Origin of the sequence: Leptospira kirschneri serovar Cynopteri str. 3522 CT, assembly GCF_000243695.2 — a bacterium.
Taxonomy (GTDB): Bacteria; Spirochaetota; Leptospiria; order Leptospirales; family Leptospiraceae; genus Leptospira; species Leptospira kirschneri.
The window spans coordinates 123967-150000 of the sequence record NZ_AHMN02000013.1 but is presented as its reverse complement, the minus strand read 5'-3'; the positions used below and the strand labels follow the sequence as shown (position 1 = coordinate 150000).

Here is a 26034-nt window from a genome sequence, read left to right as displayed (position 1 = left end):
AATTATTATGAACTACGATAAAAATAAATCCTTAATATACTATTTGGAAAAGGTGTATAAGAATAATGATGGTGTTCTTAACTTAATTGAAGATGATATTTCCGGAGGGAAAATCTTAAAAGAAAGGATAAACACAATTAAATCCAACCCGCAGGCAAATACAATTCAGATCAGCGGACTACGCCAAGATACTTTTAATTATTTCGTTGAAAATTATGCATCTCAATTTGAAGCCATTTACTTTTGGAAGTGCCCATTAGTCGAAGACCTTTCCGCTTTAAGCAAACTTAAAAGTATTCAATATATATTATTCTATTGGAATCAACGTGCAATCCGATTATGGGATATGTCAAAAAACTCTTCGCTTAAAGGAGTTGCCATAGACGATTTCACGCGTATACATGAACTTACCGATTTTGCATCCTCGGAAACAATTGAAGAGATACATTTTGGGAACAAAGTATGGACAAAATTCGTTGTAGAGTCATTATCACCTTTAGTACATTGTAAAAAATTAAAATTCTTAGCTTTTAATCTAAAAAGACTAAAGGATAATGACATCTCCTATTTGGAAAAGACAAAAGAATTAAAATCTCTTCACTTTAACACTAATCTGTTTACGACTGAACAAATTGCTTGGTTGCGAGCAGTCAGACCGGATATTGAATCTTCGTCTCTAGAACCGTTTAGAAAACTTAAAAATCCTATAGTTGATAATAGAGAAAAAACCTTAGACGTAATCGTTAATGGCAAAGGGAAACCGTTACTAAACTCTGATATTGATAAAATTAAACTTGAAAAATACATTTCTACATTTAACACATTGGTTGAAGAATATCGGAGTAAAAAAAGATCTTTTTGAGACCAAAAATTTTCGCCTAACTTCTATTTATTGAAAGGAAAACATAAAGATCAATTCTTTACAAGAGATTATATTCAAATATGGAACAGATTACTGGATAAAAGTGATGATATTCTTGCGACAATAAATATTATAGAATTCAAATATTCAATTCTTTTGAAGATATAATTCAAAACAAATTACTTTGAAAAAAGTTTACAGGTTTAACTGTAATAAGGACTGGGAAGTAGAACAAGATTCAGATTATGATACTATAGAAGATGCCATTAAAAGTTATCCAAATCAATATAAAAATATTTTAATAAAATGGAAAGAATACAAATAAATAATAAATTGTGCAGCGACAGTTTCACGACCAAGAATCAGTTCTTTCTTCTTCAATGGCGACTCTGGAATTCCTTTAGATCCTCTTCTAAAGCCGCTCTAACGTTAGGGGGGATCAAAATGCTGATCTTGTTCACGTGATCAAACGCAACTTGAACCGTTTTTGCAACCGCAAAAACTTCTTTGCTATTTGTTTCTATGATTTTAGATTGAAAGTCCCAAGATTTATTTCCGATCCGAACAACCGAAGTTTGTACTTCTACTTGATGATGTATTTCTATGGATTTTTTAAGATCAATTTCGATTCTCGCTAAAATAAACGGAACTTCAAAAATCTCTTTCACATTCAAACGACGTTTGCAATAATCCACTCTTCCAATTTCAAGATAAGCCACGAAAACAGAATTACTCACATGAGCAAACGGGTCCATGTCCATCCATCGAGTCTGAATGGGTGTAGAAATCATATTAGAATTGTTTTAAGAATCTTAAGTTTCCGGATTGAAAATAACGAATATCGTGGATTCCATAACGCATCATTACGAGTCTATCAAGTCCTAGACCAAACGCAAAACCAGTCCATTCTTTTGGATCCAATCCAGCATGAGAAAGAACGTTAGGATGAATGAGTCCACAAGGCAAAAGTTCCAACCATCCGGATTGTTTACAAACAGGACAACCCTTTCCATCGCAAACAAGACAATTAATATCCAGTTCAAAACCAGGCTCCACAAAAGGAAAGTATCCTGGTCTGAGTCTAGTTTTGATTTCCTTTTCGAAAATTCTAGAAAGTAAAACCTGCATCGTATCAATTAGGTTCGCCGCGGAAATATCCTTACCTACAACCATTCCTTCGATCTGATAAAAAGTATGTTCGTGAGAGGCGTCTACTTCCTCATAACGAAAGACCCTACCGGGCGCAATGATCCTGAAAGGAGGTTTCAATTTTCTTAATGTTCTTACTTGGATCGCTGAAGTATGAGTCCGTAAAAGATTTCCATTTTCAAGATAGAACGTATCCTGCATTTCTCTCGCCGGATGATCTTCCGTAAAGTTCAAAGCTCCGAAGTTGTTGGTATCGGTTTCGATCTCCGGACCGTCCATTATGCTAAAACCCATAGAAGCAAAAATGTCCTCTATCTCGTATTGAATCTGAGTAATTGGATGTAAACTTCCGCTCGAAGATTTAGGAAGAGGACGAAGAACATCAAAAAACTCAGAAGCAGCCTGCTTTTCAAAAAGTTTTTTCTTTAAAGAAGTTTTAGTTTCAGAGACAAATGTTTCTAGTTTTTTAGAAAGTTCGTTTGCTTTTTGCCCGACTGTTTTTTTTTCTTCGATAGAAAGTGAAACAACGTTCTTTAAAACCGCAGTCAACTTTCCTTTTTTTCCGATAAAATCATTTTTATTTTTATCTAAATCTTCTTCGGATATGGAAGAACCAATTTTTTGAATCGCTTCTTTATAAATAGAATCTAGTTCTTCAGATAAGTTCATACGTGTTTCCGAGCCAACTCAACAAGCCCTGGATAAATACCTCCGAAAGATCCGTTGGACATGGCTAAGATTAGAATTTTTTGACCCGTAAATTGTGAAATCATTTTCTCAAGTTTAACGAGCAACTCCTTAGGATCCTTCGCATAAACCGGAATCGTTTTGGAATTTTTTAAAAGCTTTTGAACTAACTTTTTTACATCCAGACGAATATCCTTTGATACTTTTTTAAGATTATGGATTTCAGTAAGAATGGTTAAATCGGAACCTATAAAAGAATATGAATATTCTTTTTGAAATACATTTCTATGAGAGGTAGCACTTCTAGGCTCGAACAAAGAAATGATCTTATAACCGTGAAATCTTTTTTTAACTGCATGAATTGTTTCGTGTACTGCTACCGGATGATGTGCAAAATCTTCCATTACGATCGAGTTCGGAGATTGGAAAAGTATATCCTGTCTCCTTTTAACACCCGGAAAAGAATCGATCGCCTTTGCAATTCCTTCTTTATAACCAGAAGGGTTTTGAATTTTCAAAATTTCGGAACAAACTCGAATTGCAACTTCCATGTTTCTATAATTATGATCTCCGAATAAAGACGGATTTAACTTTTGATCTCCCCAAAAAAGTTCGTGTTTTTTCCAAGTAAGAAAAGAATCCTTACGATTCCATTCAAATCCTTCTACCTTTGTAAACGAAACGTGTTGAACTAATTTTTTAAGAGAACCGGAACCACTCCAATAAAAAATTTTTCCGTTTCCAGGAACTAAATTTATCAGACGTTTGAACATGGTTTCGATCGCCGTAATATCCGGAAAAATATCTGCATGATCAAAATCTAATGCGTTTAACACTGCATAGGTGGGTTTATAATGTAAAAACTTAGAAGACTTATCAAAAAACGCAGTGTCGTATTCATCTCCTTCTATCACAAAATAAGACCCGTTTCCCAATTCAAATCCGGGTAGACCATCTTTTCGAATTCCTCCCACAAACAACCCCGGCTCGACCCCATTCTCTTTTAGTATATGATGAATTAAGAATGTAGTCGTGGTCTTGCCGTGGGTTCCAGCGACTACGATTACTTTTTTTCCTTTGAGAAAAAACTTTCCAATTGCTGCAGGCATGGAAATATAATCCATTCCTGAATTGAGCATCTCTTCTACTTCCGGATTTCCTCTTGAAATCGCGTTTCCTACTACGACCAGATCCTGACCTTTGAGATTCTCCGTTTTAAAACCTTCAAAATACCGGATTCCCCATTCTTTCAACTTATCCGACATAGGAGGATAAATTCCCGCATCCGAACCAGAAACCTCGTACCCGCTTTTTTGAAGCATATAAGCGAGGTTACCCATCGCAATACCACCAATTCCGATTAAATAAATCTTCAATTGAGAATTGTCCTGATTAAATTATAGATAACGGTTAAAAATAATACCCCTGTCAAAAAATAAGCAGATCCGGATAAAAAGAATATTAGAATTTCCTTATTTTCCCAACTCAATTTTTTTTTCAAACTGCGAACAGAAAACACACAAGATAGAAAAAACGAAATCGAGATCAATACGGCTTGTAACGGTGAAGGTAAAATCCAGAATACCGAAGAAGCGCTAAATGGGAGAAACGAAACGAGTAGTATATTTGCGGGCGGGAGAGTTTCCCCTTTGGTTCGATCTACTTTTTTCATAAAAACCCGAAACACATCAAACTGGGCGACCAAAAACAAAACCACGGGATACATCACAAAAGAAAATAGAACCCCCGAAAACAAACTCCATTCGCCTTCTTCATATCGAACAAAAGAAAGGATCGAAAAAATGAAATTAGATAGTATTTTTGCGACTGGCGCCAAGATCCAAAGTAGAAAATGAGTTCTTAAAATTTCAAAATAACCAAACCCTTCCGTCTTCTGATAAAGATCAAAAGCGTCTTCAGGAAACCGAAAAACTTTTTGAAGTAATTCGGTTCTTACGTCTGAGAAATCTTGTTCTTTATCTATAATCATTTTTGGGGATTCAATTTTTTAGGAAGCCCGTTTTTGTTTTGATTGTTCTGATTTACGGGTTCTTTTTTCTGTTCCGCTTTTTCCAAATTCCCCACAACTTCTTTTAATCGCAAGAAACTATCTTCTCGAATATAAAAAGGAGGTTCTGAAAATTTACCATTTACGATTCGAATCGCAGGTCTATATTCGATTGAATTGATATTCGTTTTTGGATAGTAACGTAACGTAATCCAATCCCCATTGGAGACTCGAATTTTAAGCGAAACTTCCGCCGGAACTTCAGTCAAACGTTTAGCTACCGCATAACCGGCTCCATTCGGATCATCTGGATACAATTCCACGAGTTGACCTACAACCTGGTTGTTCCAAGAATCTCCCAAAGTTTGTTCTAACGTTATGAGTTTACCGGAAAGTCTTCTCCAAAAATTTTTCTTTATCGTCTTTTCCTTAAACGGATGATTATCCAGACGAATGGTTTTTCCTTCTTCTTCCCAAATCGTTTCAACAACTGATTCGTCTTTTAAATTGATGAGTTGTTTTTGTCTAAATTCTCCGATTCCTCTTGTAAAACGATCTGCAGTATTTGCTTGAATGATTAAAATTTCGTTTCCTTCTTTTATGATTCTAGTGGAATCTCCGGTTTTCTTTTTTCCGATCCAAATTGTTTTCAGAGTCTTACCGGAAGACTTTAAAAAAATCTTCGGGGAATTGTCGTTTAATTGGAGTGAGGTGGAAATTTTCTCTCCTTGAACCGGTTCCATTCCCTTTACTTTCAAAACCGAAAGTTCTCTGAAAATATTTTCAGAATTATAACCGCCTTCAAATATAATTGTATCTCCAGTTTCTAAATCCTTGGATTCGACCGTAAGAAAGTTGCCGCTTTCACTGATTCCTTTTCTTTTTTTAAGAAAAATAGGAGACTTATAAAACATGGAAACATCGTCTCCATTCCAAGAATTCGTAGGCGGTTGATATTCAATTTCATCTATGTCGATTTCCCAAAAAGAAACCTCTGAACGTTCTTCTTTTTTTTCCTCTAAAAAGAAAAAACTGAGCACAAGAGCGACTAACGCAAAAATTAAAAAAAGCCAACGTTTCAAGATTCTTGCCCTTCTTTTCTACGTTTTTGAATGAGCATCGCCGAGGAAACAAACGCGATCAATCCCGGAAAAATAAACATCCCTAAAATCCAAACGACTCGTTTTTGAACATCCGTCAAAGAAACCGTGTTTACTTCCTCTTTTTTCGGTTGAATGGAAGACAGAGAAAGATCTTGGTACATCCAAGTGATCGAAGAAGTTGCAAGTTCATAATTCACTCCGTAAGAAATGAATTGATCTGTGATCCAAGAAGTACCCGAAAAGATCACTACCCTTCCTTCCTCCTTTGAATCTACATTCGTATTTTGAGAAGTATCTTTTTGGATTTCGGAGTTTTGAGAAATAGTTTCTTGCTCGGAGTTTAACCCTGTAGAACTCAAATCTTTTTGTGGATCTAGTTTAGATTCGCCCGCTTTTGGATTTGCCTCGGCCGGTTCTTTTTGAACCTTCAAAACCGTTTTTAAAACCATCCCTAAAATTACGTTTCTTCTTTCCTCTCCTGCGTCTAACTTTCCATTATTATTTTTATCTAATATAGCGTCTCCTCCGGATTCCATCAAAGGATACGCTTCCAGATTTTTTCCGTCCGGCCCTTGATCTGTCTGCGAAACAAAATAACCTGCAAACGGAAACATGGCGCCCGTGTCTTTTCTAGTTAACGCCTCTTCAATCGGATGTTTTCTAAAAGACTTTGCAAGTACCATCCCCGCTTGTCCCTGTACTTGAGAAAGCGGGCCTCTTACAAACTCATATCCAGATTTTTCCAAAAGCCATCCAAAGTTTTCAGTTCCTTTTGGATCAACCGTGATAAAAACTTTTCCCTTTTTCTTTTCTATAAAATCGGTGAGAGAACTCTGAGCCTCTTTCGAAAAAGCAACCGTAGGTCCGGCAATTATCAGAACGTCCGCATCCTCCGGAATCCTAGACGGCCAACCTTCTGCAATTCCAAGCCCTTTTACTTTAAAGTTTAAAAAACTCAAAGAGTTAGATAAAATTCCGACTTTTTCATTTGGAAGATTTTGAAAGATAGGTGAAAATCTTTCTCCGTTCGATTGGGTAAAATAAATATTTTTCTCTTCGGTCGTTATATTGACTACCGCTTGTACAATCTTACGTTCTAAATCCTCCAGATCATTTTTCTCTCGGATGGAAAGCCTTTGTTCCGCGTATTGTTTTCCGGTCACCTCCGCCAAAAGTTTTTTGGTTCTTAGTAAAATGACTCCATTAGAAACCTGACCAAATTCAGAGAGCTCGTCCAACTCTACGTCTGCATTGATAAAACGAACCTTAAACTGAGGGCTCAAAGACTTCAGTTGATCCAAATAGATCTCTAAATCGGGCCGAATTCTTCTTAAAGAAAAAGAATTTGCTTTTTCACTTGAGGGGGAATTTTCCAAAGGTCTTGGATAAAAAGCGACTACATCCACTTCTTTATTTACGTTCTTTAGAATTTTAATCGCGGTTGGACTAAAGGAATACTGTCCTTTAGAACTCAGATCGAAGTTGTGATTGCGCATTACAGAAATGTAATTTACAATTACAAGAACTACGAAAACGATCGCCAAGTTCATGATAAAATATCTGACCAACGCTTGTTTTGAGGTTTTTAAAACGCTCTGCGCACCAGCGGAATCTTTCCCTAACTCCTTTAACAAAGTCAGAATTAAAAATCCTATCAGAGAAAATATTAAAAGTACTAAAAGAATTTCTCGGAGTCTTTCGTTTCCGGATCCGATCGAATTGGACTTCAGCGCAAGCTCTTCTAAAAATACTCTAAGGTGATAAATTCCGAAGGCCACAAGCCCCAAACCCGCGGCTATATAAGAATTCCATTCTTCTTGAATGTTCTTTTTCTGAAACCATCTATAGGCCGGTTCTAATATTAAAACCGCCAACACAAAACCCAACCAAAGCCAACGACCAGAGGGTAATTGTATGCTGTCCCTAACCGGAAAATAGAGAAATAAAGAAGCGAGTGAAACCCAAGGAAAAATTCTTAACAATACGGTTTTCATCCTCTCCATCTCCTAGATTCTAAAACTTTTACGGTTAGATAAAGAAAGAATAACGCACCGCTTACAAAGAATACGATTCCATTCAAAGGTAGAACTCCTTTACAAAACGCGATAAAATGTGAAAATATATGAAGGTGATAAAGAATTTTTCTAGTCACCGAATCGAATAGATACGAAAAATATCCCGAAACCCAGAGGGTTAAAATGATCACGATAGAAATCAATAAAGAGATCATTTGATTTTTACCGAGGCTACTTCCAAAAAGTCCAACTGCAAAAGAAAAAATCCCCAAAAGAAAAACTCCTATTGTTCCCGATACAACGATATAAAGTGGAGCCTTCCAAAAAGAATAAAGAAAAATCGGAAACAATCCGTTTACAAAAACGGAAATTAAAAAACAGATCAAAGTCCCGAACGCGAACTTACCCGCCACAATTTCCAAATCGGTAATCGGAGCCGTAAAAAGAAACTCAAGTGTGCCTCGGTTTCTTTCTTCCGTGATACTTCCCATTGCAAGTATCAACATTGAAATGATAATCGTCGACATAAAGGAAAGAAAGGTAATGACCGTTGTATCGACGTAGTTCGTACCCGAATTAAAATTTAAAATTAATACGAAAAGCGAATTTAAAAAGGCGGTTCCGCCGAAAACCAAAGGAGCCATAAAGGTTCCGAAAAATACTTTTACTTCTTTGAAAAAAATCCATTTAATATTTTGAAACATAACTTTTTAAACCTGATTCATAAAAATCTGTTCTAAGGTGACTTCTTGTTTACGAATGTATTCCAAACGAGGAGAAGAAGAAGCGGATGCAAAAAGTTTTTCCTTAAACTCCCTTTCAGTAGAAGTGGAAACTAAAAACGTGTTTCCTCTAGAATCTTCTCCGATGGATTGAATTTTATCCGAGTTCACTCCTGGAAAAGATGAAAGATATTTCTTACCAGATTCCGAATCCGCTCCCGAAAGAGTCACTTCAAGACCCGAAACTTTTTCCATCTCTTCTTCGAGTTGTTTTCTATCTCTTTGATATACCATTCTACCTTGGTGCAAAAACAGGAAACGGTTGCAGGTTTTATAAACTTCGGGAAGGATATGACTCGAAAGTAAAATCGTATGTCCGTCCTTCAAAGAATGAATTAAATTTCTAATTTCAACAATCTGTTTTGGATCCAGTCCGGAAACAGGTTCGTCTAAAATAACGATTCTAGGATTTCCGAGTAAGGCTTGTGCGATTCCTACTCTTTTTCGATATCCGAGTGAAAGAGTTTCAATGTCATTCTTACGAACATCGGTTAGAAAAGTTCTTTCACAAACTCTATCAATCTCGGAATCGATTAATTCGGAAGAAACTTGTTTGATTCTCGCAGCAAACTTTAGATAATCTTGAACCGAAAGTTCAGGATAAAGAGGAGGGGTTTCGGGCAAATAACCGATTTTCTTTTTTACTTCGAGTGGATTCTCAAACGTGTTGATTCCATCGATCTCGCAGATCCCGTCAGACGCGATCAAATATCCGGTGAGAATTCGGATCGTAGTCGTTTTTCCGGCTCCGTTCAAACCGAGAAGGCCTACGATTTCTCCTTCTCCCAACTCAAAATTCAGACGGTCTATAGCCAGTTTTTTGCCATAGAATTTAGATAGGTTTTTAACTTTGATCATCTTTTATTCAAACTGTTTATCGGTGTGTTTCCATTACTCAGGAGGTCCGATCTTGATGGAATTTCTAAATCTTACTTTTAGTAGGATTCAGAAAAAAATAGAAAAAGCTTTGGGAGATAGGGTCAACCTATTTTCTTACAAAAGAACTTTTCCAAACTTGCAAAAAACGGAATTAACCTGGAATAAATGTTTGGACCAAAACAAATGGTGGATTCGTTCCCAAAAATTTCTATAGAAATGGAAAACCCTCATCTTAAAAAATTAGGATTTTATAATTATAGAACAAAAGTGCTTCGTTAAATCCTTGTTCAGCAAGACGAACAAAATTATCTCTTATTGAAAGTGAATTTGTGAGAAAGTTTGAACACTTTGTCAGCAAACGCCAATTGATTCTTCTCAATGAATAAGGATCTATATTTTCCAGAGCTCTCTTCTGTGCCCTGTATGAATTTTGGAAAAGTCTGAGAATCAATCGAAGTCTAGATTGATATGAATCATTTGATCTTTCTAAATGACTTTGGATCCATCCTAGATACAATTGACATTTTTAAAAAACCGGAATGTCTTGTAGGTGTCGCTTTAGAAAGTGCCTCTTTCAATTTTTTTCCATTTTGATTCGGAAAATGTTGTTACTCACATACTATCAAAAATCGATCCTATTTCCATGCCACAGTAAAATATCCATTAGTTTTTGGAGATAAAAAAGAATTGCGAATCCGTCTATAAAACGAGATCCATCCTTAAACACCTAAGGAAAACAAAAGTCCATGGCAATCGCAAATTTTTTGAATCAAGTCAAAGCAAGCGGAGGTAAACTCTTTTTGCAATTTGGAGGACAAGGTTCTCCCTTTTTAAAAGAAATCTCTAAACTTTACGAATCCGAACCTTCTCTTAAAGAATTCTTTGATACCTCTTTTAAAGCTATCGCAGAAGAAGTTCCTAAACTCGATAAAAAAATCATCTACGGCGGTTACGATTTTGAAAGTTGGGTTAAAAATCCAGATTCTGCACCGGATGAGAACTATCTCTGTAGTGCTCCGGTTTCTATCGTAGGAATTTTTCTGGCTCAAATGGGGAATTACGTAGCGTTCACAAACAAAGGTTTTCCAGTTTCCGAATTGATTTCTAATTCGATCGGAGCCACCGGACATAGCCAAGGAGTGATCTCTTCCGCGTTAACCGCGCTTGGTAAGGAAGGTTCGGATTTTTATTCTGCATTTTCCAAATTCTTAAAGTTCGTTTTGTATATCGGTTATAGAGCGCAAGAACTCGTAGGCGCTTACAATCCTTCCGAAGCACTTCTCAAAGCAAATGAAGAAGTAGGCGATAAACAACCTGCTCCTATGGTTGCAGTGATCGGTTACTCTCAAAAAGAACTGGAAGACAGAGTCAAAAAAACGAACGATTCTTTGGGTTTAAGTGGAAGTAAAGCGATCTATGTGAGTCTTTATAATACTCCCGATTCCAATATCGTTTCCGGAAACCCAGAAACTCTATTAGAATTTCGTAAACAATTTAAATCAGAAATGGACGAAAAAAAAGTGAAGTTCGTTTATCTGAGAACTACCGCCCCTTTTCATTCTCCTCATATGGAAGATACAAACAAAACAATTCCGTCGGATATGGAAAGAATCGGTTTTGATTTTAAAGGTTCCGATTTGAAAATTCCAGTTTATTCTATTTTTGACGGAAGAAACATGCAATCTGATTCTGAACTTGGGATTCCACTTTTTAGAGAGATGTTGATTAAAACACTTTATTGGGATAAGGCGGTTAAACCTTTTGTTACCGCAACAAACGTTACCGGTATCGATTTCGGACCGAGTGTGGTAAGTCAGAAACTGACTCAGGCGAATATGGGAACTTCTGAGAATAAAATCTATGCCGTTTCCAGTCCCAAGGACATCAAGGTTCTATTGGCCTGAAAAACCGGGCAGTTTTAATTCTAAAATGGATTTACTCATTTCGGAAATTTTTTTCGGAATGGGTAAATTTTCCTCTCAAAAGATCCAAAGAAGAAATTCCAAAACTAACCAAATCGGATTTTATAACAGGACTTCAATGTGAATATCTTCTTTGGTTAAATAAGTATCAACCTCATCCTGATTTCGATCCTTTTGAACATCAATACATTTCCCCAAAACAAAAATCGCTTTTAAGAGATCTTTCTTATTCCTTTTTTCCCAAATCTAAAAACGTCCGTTATTCCGATTCAGAAACCAGAAAATTTTTAAAATCCGGAAAAAGTGTCAGATCCGCTTGTCTGGAAACCGAAAAGTTCATAATGAAAACGGAATATATCCTTCCGAACAAAGGAATACCCGGAACTTTTGAAATTGTAGTCCTCAAAGCCTCGAGTTCATTCAAAAAACAACATATTCCGGAAATTGCATTTCAAAAATTCGTAGCGGAGGAATCCGGCTTTCCGATCTCTAAATGTTCTCTTCTTTTTGTAAATTCCAAATTTCAATTCGTGGACGAGATCCATATCGATTCCTTTTTCGTTTATAAAGATGTTACAAACGAAGTTTTTCTTAAAGAAAAAGAAACGAAAGAATACGCTTATTCTTTATTTGATCTTGTTTCGAGAAAAAATCTTCCTCCTCGTTTCGCGAGTAATCTATGTTCTCACCCTAGAGATTGTTCGTATCCGGAAATTTGTCTGACGCGGAAAATTCCGGGAGACATTTTCACACTTCGGGAAGGAAAGGCAGAGTCCTTAAAATTTTACAAACAAGGAATCCTTTATCTAAAAGACATTCAAGAAACTGAAAGTTTAACCGCCCGTCAGAAAACCCAGGTTCAAACGATGCAGACTGGAAAGCCGTTCATAAATCAAAAAGTTTTTAATGAACTTTTCGAAAAAATACGTTATCCAATCCATTTTTTAGATTTCGAATCGATTAATCCTCCAATTCCGGTTTATCCTAAAACGTATCCGTTTCAACACATTCCTTTTTTATTTTCGTTACACGTAGTTCGTAAGGACCTCTTCCAAGAACCGGAAAGTTTTCATTACATAGACGACAGAATTATAGATCCAAGAAAAGGAATATTAGAAAAATTGCAAGAATGGATTTCACCAGAAGGATCCATTATTTGTTTTAATGATAAGTTTGAAAAAAGATGTTTAGACGAATCGGCAGCGATTTTTCCAGAATATAAGGATTGGCTTAAGTCGATCCAAGATAATTTTCTCGATTTGGCTACGCCGTTTTGGGGATATGAATACTATCATCCGAATCAAAAAGGAAGCACCTCTTTAAAAACAATTCTTCCAATCATCACGGGTAAAAATTACAAAAATTTAGAAATTCAATCCGGTCAAATAGCAAACTCTGAATTTTTAAGAGTCAAAACGGAATCTATGTCCGAAAGCCAAAAAAAAGAAATAGAAAAAAATCTAATCGAATACTGTAAATTAGATACGTATGCTATGATTTTAATTCTCCGTAAAATTTGGGAATGGATCGAAACAATATAGATTGAGAACTCAGTAAACTAATATCTTCATAAAAGAAAATACCCGCTTGTTTCCAATAGGTTTCAAAACTAATGGTATTTGATTTCAATTTTACTAAAGTAAAGTGAGTTTAACGTAAGAAATCTATTTTTCCGTAAAAGATAAAATGTGGGTATAAATTCCGATTTTAAACAAACAACCGACCCAAATGCTTTTGCATCTGAGCCGACTGTGAAATTCTTTTTGTGAAATTGAAGCTTAAAGATGGAAACTAGTTATAGTAATCTTATAGTCTTCCACTTCCCCTTCAACGAAAACTTCATCCGAATACGGATAAGTTTCTACAAAGTCACGAGCAGCTTTCATAGAAACTCTCATTTTCGTGTCTCCCGTTAGAGCGTTTGTTGGAATTACGAACGAATTTTGAATCGTTTCGCCATAGGAAGCGCTGGAATCCTGAACTACCATTTCTGAAGATTCAAAAGTACCATTTCGATTAAAATCGATCCACACTCTCCACCGATGTGTTCTAGTAGGAAAACCATCTGTAACCCCCTCGCTGGACAACGTCATATTGTAAGTAAGTCCTTTCACTACTGTAGGATGCAAATAAGAGTTATCCTTATATCCGCAATTATTTCCCGAATACCTTTCCATATCCGAAAGTTTTACACGAGTGATATAATGTTTCGGTTTGATCGCTCCTTCTGAACCTCCTCCTCGAGAATTCGTCTCTGCGGGAACTCCTACTGCATCCCAAGCTTCGATCGTGCTTTTTACTTCTGATGAAAATTTTCCGTGCAAAATTTTTGCTGCAGCGATTGCAGCGGTTCTAGCCGCCTTATATCCAGATGTAGGAGTGAGATAGTTAATGGCCAAATAGGCAATTTTCTCCGCTTTTTCAATGGTCAATCCGGATGCGTTATAGGAACACGAATTATCATTACTTCCTTGTTTTCCATTGGAAAGGATATAAAACCAATGACTGAGAACTAGACTATTCGTGTGAGCTTCCTCACCCTCATCCCAAAGATCTCCATGATAAGTATCCGGTCCCGGAGTCAGAACCGTGGTCGAATTCGGATTTTCGGCAGAACGAAACCCCCTTCCCGGAGCGGTTTCATCCCCCATTAACCATACATTTTTTTGCATTCCTTGAGTTTTATTTACAAAATGATTCACTCCGAAATTCCAAATATCGCTGAATCCTTCATTTAAAGCACTCGGTTCCGGATCAAAATTGAAACCCGCAGTGTACTGATTTACACCATGTCCAAATTCATGAGAAGCCACATCCAAAGAAGTAAAATCCTCGAATCTTGGATCCAAAAGCGCAGGTAAATTAGTGCCCCAAGATTTACATATACTGCTACCATGAGGGCAATACATATAGTAGATTTCTTCCGTAGCGGAATCCCAGGCTGCATTATTGGGGAAAAATAAATCGAAGTAATGTACGTTATTCACCACCTTACTATCCTCTCTGTCATAACTTAACCGGTTGTGAACAGATTTAAAATAGTCGTAGGTTTTTTCGATTCCCCAGTGTGCATCTAATACGGCATCATGATTGTAATCGTCGTGATATTCCCAGCTCGCCCAAAAATTATTGGAATCAACGAGCGGAACAATTACATTTTTCCATGAGTCCTCTCCGTCCGGTACAAATTCCCAAGAATAAGTAACGATCCCCTTGCCTCTGGAATAATCTTTCAGTTCGAAATAATTCTCAGCTTCCGTAAACCAAGTTATAATCGACTGTAAACCACTAAATCGGGTCGACGCAGTTCCTTGTCTGATGCAAGGCGTTTTATCAGGAAAACAAATTCCATAATGTGTATCTGGGGGAGTTTGTGGAGTTGTTGGAATCGGAGTTCCACCACCGATTTCATATCTTCGAACGTCCTTATTTGCTAAAATTTCACCCGAATGAGAATCCACATAGACATGTCTCGAAGTAGTAGGCTCGACGGCACTAATCTTAAACTTATACGCCAAACGAAATTCTTTTTTAAAATTAGATTTGGAAGCAGAATGTTGATAAATCAAAAGCTCACCTTTAGGAAAATAAGTCGCTTTCGAATCATCTTTTTTAAGCTTCAACGCTGCTTCTCTCTCAGGCGATTCCCAAAGATACTTCTTTGCTCCAATATCTTTCAACGCTTTAGAAAGAGCTTCCCCTTCCGACAAGTTGGGAGATGCGTTCAAACTTTCAGGAACAGAATAAAATTCTCCCAACATTGATTCGATTGTATTCTCTTTCGAGACTACGGTATAAATTCCATCTTCTACTGTAATCCCTTTGTACTTTTGTTGAAATCGATCATGATCGTAAGTTCCAATACGATTCGAACGAATAAAAGACGCCTGCGCATTTAAAGGTAATTGCAAATACGTTTTCAAAACTTCGGAACCTTGACTACGATTATAGGGAACAAGATCCGAATTGAACGTCGCATACGTTATCGATCCATTAGAAGAATATGATCTTTCTGAGATCGCCTTGTCATCCCACTTCACGGAATTTAAAATTCCCAACCACGATTGAATCCCAGATTCTTGTCCTTCCTTACAAGAATTCAAAAATAAAATCGGTATCATACACATTCCTATGAGAAACTTTCTCATAGATCCTCTCATTAACCTCACAATACATTTCATACCAATTCTCCGTTTTAATTTTTAGTTTTATTCTCTACAAAATCTCAAACCTTAGTTTAGGACGCGTTTGTAATGATTTAAAACCTTACGCTTTAAAAGCAGTGGTCCAAAAAACGCGTGCCCCAAACCAAAAATCAAAGAAACGAATTAGTAAAATAATATATTAGAAAAATAAAGTATTTTTTAGTATAGATCTTAAAAATTACAAAATATAGTTACAACTTTTAAGTAATAAAAGGGAATTTTATAAAATCAAAAGACAACGGTCCCAAAATCAAATCCATCTATTTAAATCACTGCTTAGAAATTTATATTCAATGAAAAATGAACTCGCCGACTTCAGATCAAATCAGAATCTTGAACCATTTTCATTCATCTTCTAATCTTTTGGGAATAAATTATATTCTAAGAACATTCAGTAAATTGAATTTATAATTCTCTCAAATAGAACTTTAGAATAAAATTTCTTACGTGCAAAAGATAGATAATTTTGCAAAAATGGGCTCAACGTTTTTACATCGAGCCCATTTGGAAACTATTCGTAGTTGTTTTATAGATTTTTAGAGACGGAAACTATGAATACTTATTGTATAATCCTCTACTTCCCCATCGTAAAACTTTTCGTCAGCACTCGGATATGTTTCCCAAGAATCCGCCGCTTTCATAGAAACTCGCATCTTCGTATCTCCAGTTAAAGCGGTCGCTGGAATTACGATCGATCTTTGAAGAGTCCCTCCTCCCCAAAGTTGATTTGAAGTCTGAAGTATTATCTCAGACGAATCAAAAATCCCATTTCGATTTAAGTCGATCCACACACTCCACTTATGAGTTTTCAAAGGAACCTGGGAGCCCTCGCTTGACAACACCAGCTGATACGTCCCACCCCTCAATACCCAAGGATGAAGGTACGTATTATCTTTGTATCCACAATCGTTTCCGGAATTATTTTCCATGCTCGAAAGTTTTACAGAAGTGATGTAATTTCCAACCTTTCTCATTCCATCTCCTCCACGAGAAGTTGTTTCCGCAGGAACACCTACTGCATCCCAAGCATCAATCGTACTTTCCACTTCCAACGAAAACTTCCCATACAGATTTTTAGCGGCAAGAATGGCTGCGCTCCTTGTTGCTACATATCCAGAAGTAGGAGAAAGATAGTGAATCGCAGAATAAGCTATTTTCTCCGCTTTTTCGATACTGATCCCAGTTGTATTGTATTCACACGAGTGATCATTAACCCCACTCTTTCCACTGGAAAGAATATAGAACCAATGACCGAGAACCAGGCCGTTTTCATGAGTCTTCTTATTTGTAAAATCCCAAAGGTCTCCGTAATACGTATCCGGTCCCGAACTGATTGTCGTAGTAGAATTCGGATATAGTAGGGAACGCATTCCTCCATTGGGAACGGTTTCGTCACCAAATCGCCAGATGCTCTTTTGAATTCCTAAAATTTTATTCACATAGTTATTCACACCAACATTCCAAATATCACCGAATCCTTCATCAAGAGCCGCAGACTCTGCGTTATAGTAGAAACCAGCGGCGTATGCATTTACCGCGTGCCCAAATTCATGAGAAACAATATCCAAAGATGTAAAGTCTTCATATGTAGGATCTAAAAGAATCTCATCATTAATGCCATGACAAAGACTACTACCGTGAGGACAGTACGTATATTCTAATTCTTCTGTAATAGGATTCCAGTGTGCATTATTAAAATTGAGTACCTTTGTGTAGTGTACATTATTTACTATCTTGGCATCCTCTCCATCAAAGCTAGAACGATTGTGAACGGATTTGAAATAGTCGTAGGTATGTTCAATTCCCCAATGTGCATCCAAAACTGCATCGTGATTGTAATCATCGTGATGTTCAGCCTTCGTCCAATTATTATCAGTATCAATCAGAGGAATTTTTACAGTTTCTAATGCCGATGGAGCGACTCTCACTAATTCCCAAGAATAACTGACAATTCCCTTACCTCTTGAATAATCTTTGAGTTCGAAACGATCTGCCTCCGTAGTCCAAGTTATAATCGACTGGATTCCGCTAAAACGTGTCGCAGCCATACCTTGTTTAATACAAGGGGTCTTGTCAGGAAAACAAATTCCGTAATTCGTATCTGACGGAGTTTGTGGAGTTGTTGGAATCGGACTTCCACCACCGGCTTCATAACGATTAGCATCAATATTTGCTAAAATCTCGCCAGAATGGGAATCTACGTACACATATCTCGAAGAAGAAGGTTCGATCGATACAATTCCAAACTTGTAAACCAATCGAAATTCTTTTTGAGAATTCAATTTACCTAATGAATGTTGATAAACTAAAAGTTCACCTTTCGGAAAATTAGTCGCATTAGGATCATCTTGTTTTTTCTTTAACGCTTCTTCTCTTTCCAGAGATTCCCAAATATATTTTTTAGCTCCAAAATGTTTTAACGCTTTTGAAAATGCTTCTGATTCTGACAATTTAGGAGAAAAATTAAAATTGTCCGGAACTTGATAAAATTCACCCATCATAGATTCGATGGTGTTTCCTTTTGAGACTACCGTATAAGTTCCATTTTCGACTTTAATTCCTTTGTATCTCTGCTGGAATCGATCATGATCATAATCTCCAATATGATTCGAACGCAAAAAAACTGGTTCCGAATTTAAAGGTAACTGCAAATACGTTTTCAAAACTTCCGGCGCTTGTTTGCGATTATAGGGAACAAGATCCGAATTGAACGTGGCAAACGTAAGTGTTCCATTTGATGAATAATGACGATCTGAAATCGCCTTCTCATCAACTTTAACTGGACTTAAAATTCCAAACCAAGACTCGATCCCCTGTCCCTGTTTATCTTTACAATGATACAATTGCAATACGAGAAAAATTCCCATAAATATCTTTGTAATAGCTTTGCTACCTAACAACTCTCTAAAAAACTTCATCCATTTCCTCTGTTTTAATCTAATTCTTAAGTTTATTCCTATAAAATCTCAAATTCATGATCTCAATACATCCATAAAACAAAATGTTCTAAACTAGAAAAATACGCCAAAATTGAAAACCAAAGAAGAAAGCATAAGTAAAATTATATATTCAAAAAGTAAACTATATTTACATTAAAAAATTTATTTCAAATAATATTATAATATGTAAATTCATACTAGAACGCAACAATTGAACCTGCTTTAAGTTGCTCAAAAATCAGTCTATCTGGAAAAAATCCTGTGTCTTTTAAACTCCGAACCTCCCTAATGACGGATTATTGATGAAGTCAATGATCCAAAAATTTGAGAGCTTCTTTAAAAACTTGATAAATTAATTTGTGAAAAATCCACGGCACTATTTCATCGAGGTTTTGGAACAAGTCCTAAATGAAAAAATTCACATTCTATTTGTGGAACATGAAGGTAGAGAAAACTCAAGGTCTTACTTCTACACATAATCTTACCCACAAGTTAAAAAGGTTTTAGAATCAAAATTGAACTCAGCTGAACGCGTCCTATCATAACCTTACCCACAAGTTGAATAGGATTTTAGAATCATAAAGCTCAAAAACGCACATTTTTCAAGTGTTCCGACAAGAATGAGTCTTTTTACTTGCAAAAAGCATGTTTTTCTGATAGAGAAAAGTCTTCCGAATTTCTCCACCTCCGCCCCCACCCAAAAATAAGGGTGGGAACTCAGTTTTACAGAGGATTTGTCGTAATTCCCACAGATTTAATATTGAAATCTAAATACTTGTGGGTAAGGTTATGGCTTCCTATGGATCGCGTTGGAAAACTCAAATTTTTTAAGTGTTCCGATAAGAATGAAGTTTTTCATTTGCAAAAAGTATAATTTTCTAATAAAAGAAAATCTCCCGGGTCTTTCATTCACAATCAGATAATGGACGCAAATTTCACAAAGGATTTGTCGTAATTTTGGTAACTCCATCTTCAAATCCAAATAGTTGTGGGTCACAACATAAGATTCACTTTCGCATTGGTTAACCCACGTTAACTTTATACAGAAATTTGATTTGAAAATAGCTTTTTTAGATTTCAAGACAAACTCAAATTTTAAACTACGAAAAGATTCTAAAATTGATTAATCCTATCTAATCCAATTTTGAAACTTCTCGCAGTTATTTTAGAGATTTCTAAAGACTAAAATCTATAATCGAAACTATGTAATCCTCCACTTCTCCTTCTACAAAGGATTCATCAAAACGTTGATAAGCTTCTCCACTTTGAGCAGCCTTCATAGAAACTCTCATCTTTGCATATCCAGTAAGCGCGTTCGCTGGAATCTGAATCGATTTTTGTAATGTTCCTCCATACGAAGAATTGACAGTATCCTGAACTACCATTTCCGACGATTCAAAACTACCATCCCGATTGAAATCGATCCATACTCTCCATTTGTGAACTTTTGGCGGATTACTTGCCGAGCCTTGACTCAATAACACCATGTTATACGTTGCTCCCCTCAAGACCGTCGGATGTAAGTATGAATTATCCTTGTACCCACAATCGTTTCCGGAATCATTTTTTACATTAGAAAGTTTTACAGAAGCGATATAATGATGAGGTCTTACCATCCCTTGTCCTCCACGAGAAGTTGTATCAGCCGGAACAGCCACTGCATCCCAAGCATCGATTGTACTTTTTACTTCCGAAGAAAACAGACCATACAATGTTTTAGCCGCAATAATTGCTGCGGTCCTTGCAGAAGTATAACCGGACGTAGAAGAAAGAAAAAGAAGGGCAACATAAGCAATTCTTTCAGCCTTTTCAATACCAATTCCAGAAACGTTATACGTGCATTCGTAATCATTAAATCCTAGTTTTCCTTTGGATAATGTATAAAACCAATGGCTCAAGACTAGACTATTTGTATGTGGTTCGTTATCCTCGAAATCCCAAAGATCTCCATGATACGTATTTGGTCCCGGACCCAATACTGTAGTAGATTTTGGATTTGACACAGAACGCATTCCTCCTCCCGGAACCGTTTCATCTCCTACCAACCAGATGTTCTTTTGCATTCCTAAAACTTTATTCACGTAGTTATTTACACCAACATTCCAAATATCACTGAATCCCTCATCGAGTGCACCAGGCTCCATATCAAGATTGAAACCTGCAAGGTCCCCATTGACACCGTGTCCAAATTCATGAGAAACAATATCCAAAGATGTAAAGTCTTCATATGTAGGATCTAAAAGAATTGGTAAATTAAAACCTTTGCATATACTATTATTATGAGGACAATATACATAATAGATTTCTTCTGTCATAGGATCCCAATATGCGTTATTCGCTACAAATGCACTAAAATAGTGTACATTATTAAATACTCTACTATCATTTCCATCATAACTCAACCGATTATGAACGGATTTGAAGTAGTCATACGTCATTCCAATTCCCCAATGTGCATCCAATAACGCATCGCGATTGTAATCGTCATGATATTCAGATTTTGTCCAACTATTGTCAGTATCAATTATTGGAATATTCAAAAGTTGAATATCCAATATCGGATCTTTTACAAACTCCCAAGAGTATGTATAAATCCCGTTGCCTCTCGAATTATCTTTTAGTTCAAAATGGTTAGTCTTTCCTGCCGTCCAAGTTGTAATCGATTGTAACCCGCTAAAACGAGTCATTGCCGTTCCTTGTTCGATACAATATTCTCTATCTATTATACAACGACTATAATCGACATCTATTTCTATAGGAGGTTTTGGACTTGGAAATGAAATTCCCTCGTATCTTCTAGCGTCTCTACTCGATAAAATTTCTCCAGAGTTAGAATCTACATACACGTATCGAGATGAAGGGGGATCTATAGAGGTTATACCAAATTTATACGCTAATCGAAACTCTTTTGGAAAATTAGATTTTGGCAAAGAATGTTGATAAATTAATAATTCTCCCTTCGGAAAATAACTTGCATTTGGATCATTCTTCTTACGTTTCAATGCTGCTTCTCGTTCAGAAACTTCCCACAAATACTTCTTAGCTCCAATATGTTTTAGCGTTTTTGCAAGTGCTTCTGCCTCAGATAGTTTAGGAGATGAACTCAACTCCTCCGGAACTTGATAAAATTCACCAATCATGAGTTCTATCGTATTCTCTTTTGAGACAACTGTGTAAATTCCATTCTCTACTTTAATACCTTTGTATCTCTGTTGAAAACGATCGTGATCAAAATCTCCTACACGAGTCGAACGCAAGAATGTAGCTTGAGAAGTTAAGGGTAATTGTAAATACGTCTTAAGAACTTCGGAAGCTTGTTTACGTGAATAAGGAACAAGATCCGAATTGAACTTCGCAAATGTAAGTGTTCCATTTGATGAATGGTGACGCTCCGAAATCGCCTTACTATCCGATTGGACAGGATTTAAAACCACAAACCAAGATTCTATACCTGATCCATGTTTATCTTTACAAGAAAATAAAATCGAAATCATAAAGATACTTAAGAGTATTTTTATATTCGAATTGATCTTTAACAACCTAAAAAGTCTCATTCAATCCCTCTGTTTTAATTTTAAAACTGTCTTATGCGAGATCCTTAAACATAAACTACGATATATAAATAATCACTTAAAAAGTGTTACCCTTAAAATAACATTTCAAAAAAAGAATATTCACAAAGATTAAATTTAAGGAAATTGAACTAGAAAAAAATTTACTCTAAAAGTAAATAATTTTTTTACACAGGACATAAAAAATTAACAAATATCATCTTTCTAAATAAGAATATTCTACAAAACGAATTTTATTTCGTCACCAAACCCAAGTTAGATTATTTTTTAGAATTTAAACATACAATCGTTCGAAAAAAAGGGATCCAAAAATTTGAGAAAAGCTTTTTATAAAAATACTCTCAAAAAAGAAATACGATATGTGTTATTTAAGACTTCTATTTTTATACGATACATATTGTAAATCTCGTATTTAAACCGTATCATTTTTAGATATTCTACTAACGCAAGTTCTGTGCAGGGAATCTATAATTTCTGAAAAAAGTTGGATCTGAGCTTTACAGATCGATTTCTAAAATGTAGGAACTACCACAATTTAAAAAATAGAAGTTTATAACGATTGAATCTGTACTATTCAAGTGTGGGACTCATACAGAAATTATAGTAATAAAAGAATGTTAAAAAACTATAAATCATTCAATACAACCACTTTTGTGGGAACTACCGCAAATCACGATTTCACGAACAAATTCTAAAATTGTAGGAACTTATACTTTTAGAAAATTCTTTCTCATTTTCTTTATGGCCAAACTTACATTCTATTCAGTAGCGAAAGAAAGTATAAGAGCCAAAACTAAAACTCTCCAAATCCCGACGTAAAATCGGGAAAATCCGGTTGTCTAGAGACCCGTACCAATTTTCAGTGTTCTCAGAATGGCGCAAAACAAACCTGTCAAAAAAATCGTTCTCGCTTATTCCGGTGGATTGGATACGTCCGTAATTCTCACCTGGTTGAAAGATACATACGATTGCGAAGTAATCGCTTTTACTGCAGATATAGGTCAAAAGGAAGAACTTTCCGGACTAGAAGAAAAAGGAATTAAAACAGGGGCTTCTAAAGTTTATATCCAAGACTTACGTTTAGAGTTTGCTAGAGATTTTATTTTCCCAGCCATTCAAGGAAACGCAATTTATGAAATGCGGTATCTTCTTGGAACTTCTCTGGCTCGACCTCTCATTGCCAAGGCGATGGTGGAAGTCGCCGCAAAAGAAGGTGCGGATGCATTTGCACACGGAGCCACCGGTAAAGGAAATGATCAGGTTCGTTTCGAACTCGGTGTGAAATCCTTGGCTCCAGAAAAAACGATCATCGCTCCTTGGAGAATCTGGAACTTCGGCGGTAGATCGGATCTAATCGAATACGCAAAATCCAAAGGAATTCCGGTTCCGGTAACCACGGAAAAGCCGTATTCCATGGACCGCAACCTAATGCATATATCTTATGAAGGTGGAATATTAGAAGATCCTTATAAAGAACCTGACGAAAAAATGTTTCTATTAACAACTTCTCCCGAAAAAGCTCCCGATGCTCCCGAATATTTGGAACTCGATTTCGAGGAAGGAAACTGTATAGCGATCAACGGTAAGAAGATGAATCCTCTTGAAATCATGGAGACCCTCAATACGATTGCGGGTAAACACGGAGTAGGAAGAGTAGACATCGTTGAAAATAGACTCGTAGGAATCAAATCCAGAGGAGTTTATGAAACTCCGGGCGGAACTATATTATTTTTAGCTCATAGAGATTTAGAATCGATCACGATCGACCGGGACACACAACATCATAAAGATAAACTTTCAATCGAATTCGCAGAACTCATTTATAACGGCCACTGGTTTTCTTCCAGAATGAAGGCTGTCCGAGCTTTTATTACAGAAACACAAAGATACGTTAGCGGAACCGTAAGGATAAAACTCTACAAAGGAATTTGTTCCGTTGTGGGAAGAAAATCTTCAGTCTCTCTTTATAATCCAGAAATGGCAACTTTCGAAAAAGAGGAATTATATAATCAAAAAGACGCGGAAGGTTTTATAAACATCTACGGTTTACCCGCTCAAGAAACGGCAAGGCTTCGTAAAAAATGAAACACCTGGCGATTTATCCCGGTTCCTTCGATCCGTTGACAAAAGGACATTTGGACATTCTCCAAAGGTCTTTGGGACTTTTCGACAAAGTAATCATTGCGATTGCCGTCAATTCGAACAAGTCCACTTTATTTTCGATCGAAGAAAGACTCGGATTTATCCGCGAAGTCACAAAAGGTATGAAAGGTTTGGAAATCGACACCTTTCAAGGTCTTACAGTCGATTACTGTAATAAAGTCGGTGCCAACAGTATCATTCGGGGACTTAGAGCCGTTACGGACTTTGATTATGAATATGCAATTTCTTTAATGAATAAAAAATTGGCTCCAAATGTAGAAACCGTTTTTTTAATGTCTTCCGGAGAATATTCATTCATTTCTTCTACGATCGTAAAAGAAGTAGCAAGACATGGAAGGGACGTAAGTAACCAAGTTCCCGAAATTGTAAGCAAAGCATTACTTAAAAAACTCTCTCAATAAGGAAAAAAAATGTCCAGAACGTTTATCATGATAAAACCAGACGGAGTTAAAAACAAACACGTCGGAAACATTCTCTCTAGAATTGAAAAAGAAGGATTCAAAATCCTAGGTTTAAAATACCTAAAGTTATCTCTCGAAGATGCAAAACAATTTTATAAAGTGCATTCTGCTCGTCCATTTTACAACGACTTATGCAACTACATGTCCTCCGGTCCGATCGTCGCCGCTGCTCTTGAAAGAGACAACGCAGTTCTTCATTGGAGAGAAGTAATCGGAGCCACCGATCCAAAAGAAGCCGCCGCTGGAACCATTCGAGCTCTTTATGCGGAAAGTAAGGAAGCCAATGCAGTCCACGGTTCGGATTCGGATGACAATGCCGCGTTGGAAATTTCTTTCTTTTTTAAAGGAAACGAATTATTCTAAAACGAACCACATAAATCAAAGAGGGGTTTTCAAAAGCTCCTCTTTGTATAATAGAGTTTATCAATCTAATACTACTTAGAACTACATAATAAAAAATCAATCCAAACGTTTACGCTTCAATCCTGTGAATTCAGCGAAAGAAAGTTTTTAAACAACTTCCATATCTCTTAAATTTTTATGACGATAGATTTTGATTAAAATTTAGAATATTTTAAAATGAATCGATTTTTTAGTTGTACTTTTTTGGAAAGAAATTATTAATTATTTTCTAAAATCTGTTATGAAAGGATTTTTTAAACCGACAATTTGAATATGAACGCAAGCACAAGGGAACAACTTCAAAAACACAGTGAAATCATGAAACAATACAGAAAAAACGATCCTTTCGGAGATCCAAATCACGGCACTCCAGATTGGATGGACGATGTTATGGAACTAATCTATTCTAAAGAGGAGTTTTTAATAGATTCAGAAACCGATTTTGAAATCGAATAATTTCTTTTATCGATAAGAAGCTGTTTGATTCGGTTTAAATTTTAAACTTATCTTAAAATCTTAAATTAAATCACCTTACACAAAACTTACGTTAAATACTTCCCATAAATAGATTCTATTTGTATTTTTCCTATTTTAAAACCATTAGAGTTATTGAAAAATCGATTCTCCATCTGTTTCACGGAAACGTCGATTGAAGCAGTTTGGTTAATTTGAAGTTTCGGCAACTCTATTAAATATTTTTTATAAAAACTTCTTTCGATTCATACTTTTTCAAAATTTCACCTAATAACTCTTAGAGTTCGTTCTATTGATAACCATAAAATAAATTACATTTAATTTTAAAGACTGATTCTAATCAAAATTAAAAATATTCTATTTTTTTGATGTAAGAGAATTGACCATACTCTACGTTTCAGATCTTATAGA

General features: G+C 36.1%; 20 protein-coding genes and 1 pseudogene. 9 read left to right on the top strand and 12 right to left on the bottom strand.

Annotated elements, in window-relative coordinates; genetic code table 11:
• The first annotated feature begins 7 nt into the window (after positions 1 to 7).
• Positions 8 to 862 carry a hypothetical protein gene (locus LEP1GSC049_RS210960; RefSeq protein WP_016561040.1) on the top strand — a complete coding sequence of 285 codons (855 nt, stop codon included), beginning with the start codon at positions 8 to 10 and terminating at the stop codon, positions 860 to 862.
• 377 nt (positions 863 to 1239) lie between these two features.
• Here LEP1GSC049_RS210960 and LEP1GSC049_RS210965 read toward each other — a convergent pair whose 3' ends face one another.
• The 8 genes from LEP1GSC049_RS210965 to LEP1GSC049_RS211000 are packed head-to-tail and all read right to left on the bottom strand — an operon-like array spanning position 1240 to position 9464.
• Complete coding sequence (locus LEP1GSC049_RS210965) at positions 1240 to 1653, bottom strand: acyl-CoA thioesterase (RefSeq protein ID WP_004760183.1); 414 nt, start codon at positions 1651 to 1653, stop codon at positions 1240 to 1242.
• 1 nt (position 1654) lies between these two features.
• Entirely contained in the window at positions 1655 to 2680 is a 1026-nt protein-coding gene (gene pheS, locus LEP1GSC049_RS210970; protein WP_004778164.1) for a phenylalanine--tRNA ligase subunit alpha, read from the bottom strand.
• A complete protein-coding gene (locus tag LEP1GSC049_RS210975; RefSeq protein ID WP_004755616.1) occupies positions 2677 to 4074 on the bottom strand; it encodes a UDP-N-acetylmuramate--L-alanine ligase in 1398 nt (465 codons plus the stop codon). The genes pheS and LEP1GSC049_RS210975 overlap by 4 nt, the downstream gene beginning before the upstream one ends.
• A complete protein-coding gene (locus tag LEP1GSC049_RS210980) occupies positions 4071 to 4688 on the bottom strand; it encodes a hypothetical protein (protein ID WP_004757304.1) in 618 nt (205 codons plus the stop codon). The genes LEP1GSC049_RS210975 and LEP1GSC049_RS210980 overlap by 4 nt, the downstream gene beginning before the upstream one ends.
• Positions 4685 to 5788 carry a DUF4340 domain-containing protein gene (locus tag LEP1GSC049_RS210985; protein ID WP_004755649.1) on the bottom strand — a complete coding sequence of 368 codons (1104 nt, stop codon included), beginning with the start codon at positions 5786 to 5788 and terminating at the stop codon, positions 4685 to 4687. Before LEP1GSC049_RS210985 ends, LEP1GSC049_RS210980 begins: the two co-directional genes overlap by 4 nt.
• Positions 5785 to 7803, bottom strand: a complete 2019-nt coding sequence (locus tag LEP1GSC049_RS210990) for a Gldg family protein (protein ID WP_016561038.1) — start codon at positions 7801 to 7803, stop codon at positions 5785 to 5787. Before LEP1GSC049_RS210990 ends, LEP1GSC049_RS210985 begins: the two co-directional genes overlap by 4 nt.
• The gene (locus LEP1GSC049_RS210995; protein WP_002105504.1) at positions 7800 to 8528 is read right to left on the bottom strand and encodes an ABC transporter permease; all 729 of its coding nucleotides are present in this window, start codon (positions 8526 to 8528) and stop codon (positions 7800 to 7802) included. Before LEP1GSC049_RS210995 ends, LEP1GSC049_RS210990 begins: the two co-directional genes overlap by 4 nt.
• Before the next feature lie 6 nt (positions 8529 to 8534).
• The gene (locus tag LEP1GSC049_RS211000; RefSeq protein ID WP_004755651.1) at positions 8535 to 9464 is read right to left on the bottom strand and encodes an ABC transporter ATP-binding protein; all 930 of its coding nucleotides are present in this window, start codon (positions 9462 to 9464) and stop codon (positions 8535 to 8537) included.
• Positions 9465 to 9519: 55 nt separating this feature from the next.
• Here LEP1GSC049_RS211000 and LEP1GSC049_RS211005 point away from each other — a divergent pair, with 55 nt between their 5' ends.
• From LEP1GSC049_RS211005 to LEP1GSC049_RS211015, 4 genes are all read left to right on the top strand, one after another.
• Positions 9520 to 9699, top strand: coding sequence for a hypothetical protein (locus LEP1GSC049_RS211005; protein ID WP_004768223.1), 180 nt, complete (start codon positions 9520 to 9522; stop codon positions 9697 to 9699).
• A 532-nt stretch (positions 9700 to 10231) separates the two neighbouring features.
• Positions 10232 to 11389, top strand: coding sequence for an ACP S-malonyltransferase (locus LEP1GSC049_RS211010; RefSeq protein WP_004757214.1), 1158 nt, complete (start codon positions 10232 to 10234; stop codon positions 11387 to 11389).
• The gene (locus tag LEP1GSC049_RS2000000228860; protein WP_029745153.1) at positions 11346 to 11531 is read left to right on the top strand and encodes a hypothetical protein; all 186 of its coding nucleotides are present in this window, start codon (positions 11346 to 11348) and stop codon (positions 11529 to 11531) included. The genes LEP1GSC049_RS211010 and LEP1GSC049_RS2000000228860 overlap by 44 nt, the downstream gene beginning before the upstream one ends.
• A 217-nt stretch (positions 11532 to 11748) precedes the next feature.
• On the top strand, positions 11749 to 12948 hold the full coding sequence (locus tag LEP1GSC049_RS211015; protein ID WP_016561052.1) for a DUF2779 domain-containing protein: 1200 nt from the start codon (positions 11749 to 11751) through the stop codon (positions 12946 to 12948).
• A gap of 237 nt (positions 12949 to 13185) precedes the next feature.
• Here LEP1GSC049_RS211015 and LEP1GSC049_RS211020 read toward each other — a convergent pair whose 3' ends face one another.
• The 4 genes and pseudogenes from LEP1GSC049_RS211020 to LEP1GSC049_RS211030 all read right to left on the bottom strand — a co-directional run bounded on the left by LEP1GSC049_RS211020 (position 13186) and on the right by LEP1GSC049_RS211030 (position 22105).
• Positions 13186 to 15528, bottom strand: a complete 2343-nt coding sequence (locus tag LEP1GSC049_RS211020) for a M4 family metalopeptidase thermolysin (protein WP_016561082.1) — start codon at positions 15526 to 15528, stop codon at positions 13186 to 13188.
• A 620-nt stretch (positions 15529 to 16148) separates the two neighbouring features.
• A complete protein-coding gene (locus LEP1GSC049_RS211025; RefSeq protein ID WP_016561078.1) occupies positions 16149 to 18479 on the bottom strand; it encodes a M4 family metalopeptidase thermolysin in 2331 nt (776 codons plus the stop codon).
• A gap of 795 nt (positions 18480 to 19274) precedes the next feature.
• A pseudogene (locus LEP1GSC049_RS2000000229385) lies at positions 19275 to 19343 on the bottom strand (Imm7 family immunity protein); the annotation flags it as partial.
• Positions 19344 to 19726: 383 nt separating this feature from the next.
• Positions 19727 to 22105, bottom strand: coding sequence for a M4 family metalopeptidase thermolysin (locus LEP1GSC049_RS211030; protein WP_016561006.1), 2379 nt, complete (start codon positions 22103 to 22105; stop codon positions 19727 to 19729).
• A gap of 891 nt (positions 22106 to 22996) precedes the next feature.
• On the opposite strand from LEP1GSC049_RS211030, the gene LEP1GSC049_RS211035 reads away from it, so the two are divergent.
• The 4 genes from LEP1GSC049_RS211035 (at position 22997) to LEP1GSC049_RS211050 (ending at position 25605) form a co-directional block, all read left to right on the top strand.
• A complete protein-coding gene (locus LEP1GSC049_RS211035; protein ID WP_004758477.1) occupies positions 22997 to 24208 on the top strand; it encodes an argininosuccinate synthase in 1212 nt (403 codons plus the stop codon).
• Positions 24205 to 24687 (top strand): pantetheine-phosphate adenylyltransferase, encoded by a 483-nt coding sequence (gene coaD / locus LEP1GSC049_RS211040; RefSeq protein WP_000681221.1) that lies wholly within the window; start codon positions 24205 to 24207, stop codon positions 24685 to 24687. Before LEP1GSC049_RS211035 ends, coaD begins: the two co-directional genes overlap by 4 nt.
• Before the next feature lie 9 nt (positions 24688 to 24696).
• Positions 24697 to 25110: a nucleoside-diphosphate kinase gene (locus tag LEP1GSC049_RS211045; RefSeq protein ID WP_000091691.1), complete on the top strand. Its 414-nt coding sequence runs from the start codon at positions 24697 to 24699 to the stop codon at positions 25108 to 25110.
• Between the two features lie 312 nt (positions 25111 to 25422).
• A complete protein-coding gene (locus tag LEP1GSC049_RS211050) occupies positions 25423 to 25605 on the top strand; it encodes a hypothetical protein (RefSeq protein WP_004756527.1) in 183 nt (60 codons plus the stop codon).
• The last annotated feature ends 429 nt before the right edge of the window (positions 25606 to 26034 follow it).

Coding starts and splice junctions, on each gene's coding strand:
- LEP1GSC049_RS210960 (WP_016561040.1), top strand. CDS start 8: ATGAACTACGATAAAAATAAATCCTTAATATACTATTTGGAAAAGGTG.
- LEP1GSC049_RS210965 (WP_004760183.1), bottom strand. CDS start 1,653: ATGATTTCTACACCCATTCAGACTCGATGGATGGACATGGACCCGTTT.
- pheS (WP_004778164.1), bottom strand. CDS start 2,680: ATGAACTTATCTGAAGAACTAGATTCTATTTATAAAGAAGCGATTCAA.
- LEP1GSC049_RS210980 (WP_004757304.1), bottom strand. CDS start 4,688: ATGATTATAGATAAAGAACAAGATTTCTCAGACGTAAGAACCGAATTA.
- LEP1GSC049_RS210990 (WP_016561038.1), bottom strand. CDS start 7,803: ATGAAAACCGTATTGTTAAGAATTTTTCCTTGGGTTTCACTCGCTTCT.
- LEP1GSC049_RS210995 (WP_002105504.1), bottom strand. CDS start 8,528: ATGTTTCAAAATATTAAATGGATTTTTTTCAAAGAAGTAAAAGTATTT.
- LEP1GSC049_RS211000 (WP_004755651.1), bottom strand. CDS start 9,464: ATGATCAAAGTTAAAAACCTATCTAAATTCTATGGCAAAAAACTGGCT.
- LEP1GSC049_RS211005 (WP_004768223.1), top strand. CDS start 9,520: ATGGAATTTCTAAATCTTACTTTTAGTAGGATTCAGAAAAAAATAGAA.
- LEP1GSC049_RS211010 (WP_004757214.1), top strand. CDS start 10,232: ATGGCAATCGCAAATTTTTTGAATCAAGTCAAAGCAAGCGGAGGTAAA.
- LEP1GSC049_RS2000000228860 (WP_029745153.1), top strand. CDS start 11,346: ATGCCGTTTCCAGTCCCAAGGACATCAAGGTTCTATTGGCCTGAAAAA.
- LEP1GSC049_RS211015 (WP_016561052.1), top strand. CDS start 11,749: ATGAAAACGGAATATATCCTTCCGAACAAAGGAATACCCGGAACTTTT.
- LEP1GSC049_RS211020 (WP_016561082.1), bottom strand. CDS start 15,528: ATGATACCGATTTTATTTTTGAATTCTTGTAAGGAAGGACAAGAATCT.
- LEP1GSC049_RS211025 (WP_016561078.1), bottom strand. CDS start 18,479: ATGGGAATTTTTCTCGTATTGCAATTGTATCATTGTAAAGATAAACAG.
- LEP1GSC049_RS211030 (WP_016561006.1), bottom strand. CDS start 22,105: ATGAGACTTTTTAGGTTGTTAAAGATCAATTCGAATATAAAAATACTC.
- LEP1GSC049_RS211035 (WP_004758477.1), top strand. CDS start 22,997: ATGGCGCAAAACAAACCTGTCAAAAAAATCGTTCTCGCTTATTCCGGT.
- coaD (WP_000681221.1), top strand. CDS start 24,205: ATGAAACACCTGGCGATTTATCCCGGTTCCTTCGATCCGTTGACAAAA.
- LEP1GSC049_RS211045 (WP_000091691.1), top strand. CDS start 24,697: ATGTCCAGAACGTTTATCATGATAAAACCAGACGGAGTTAAAAACAAA.
- LEP1GSC049_RS211050 (WP_004756527.1), top strand. CDS start 25,423: ATGAACGCAAGCACAAGGGAACAACTTCAAAAACACAGTGAAATCATG.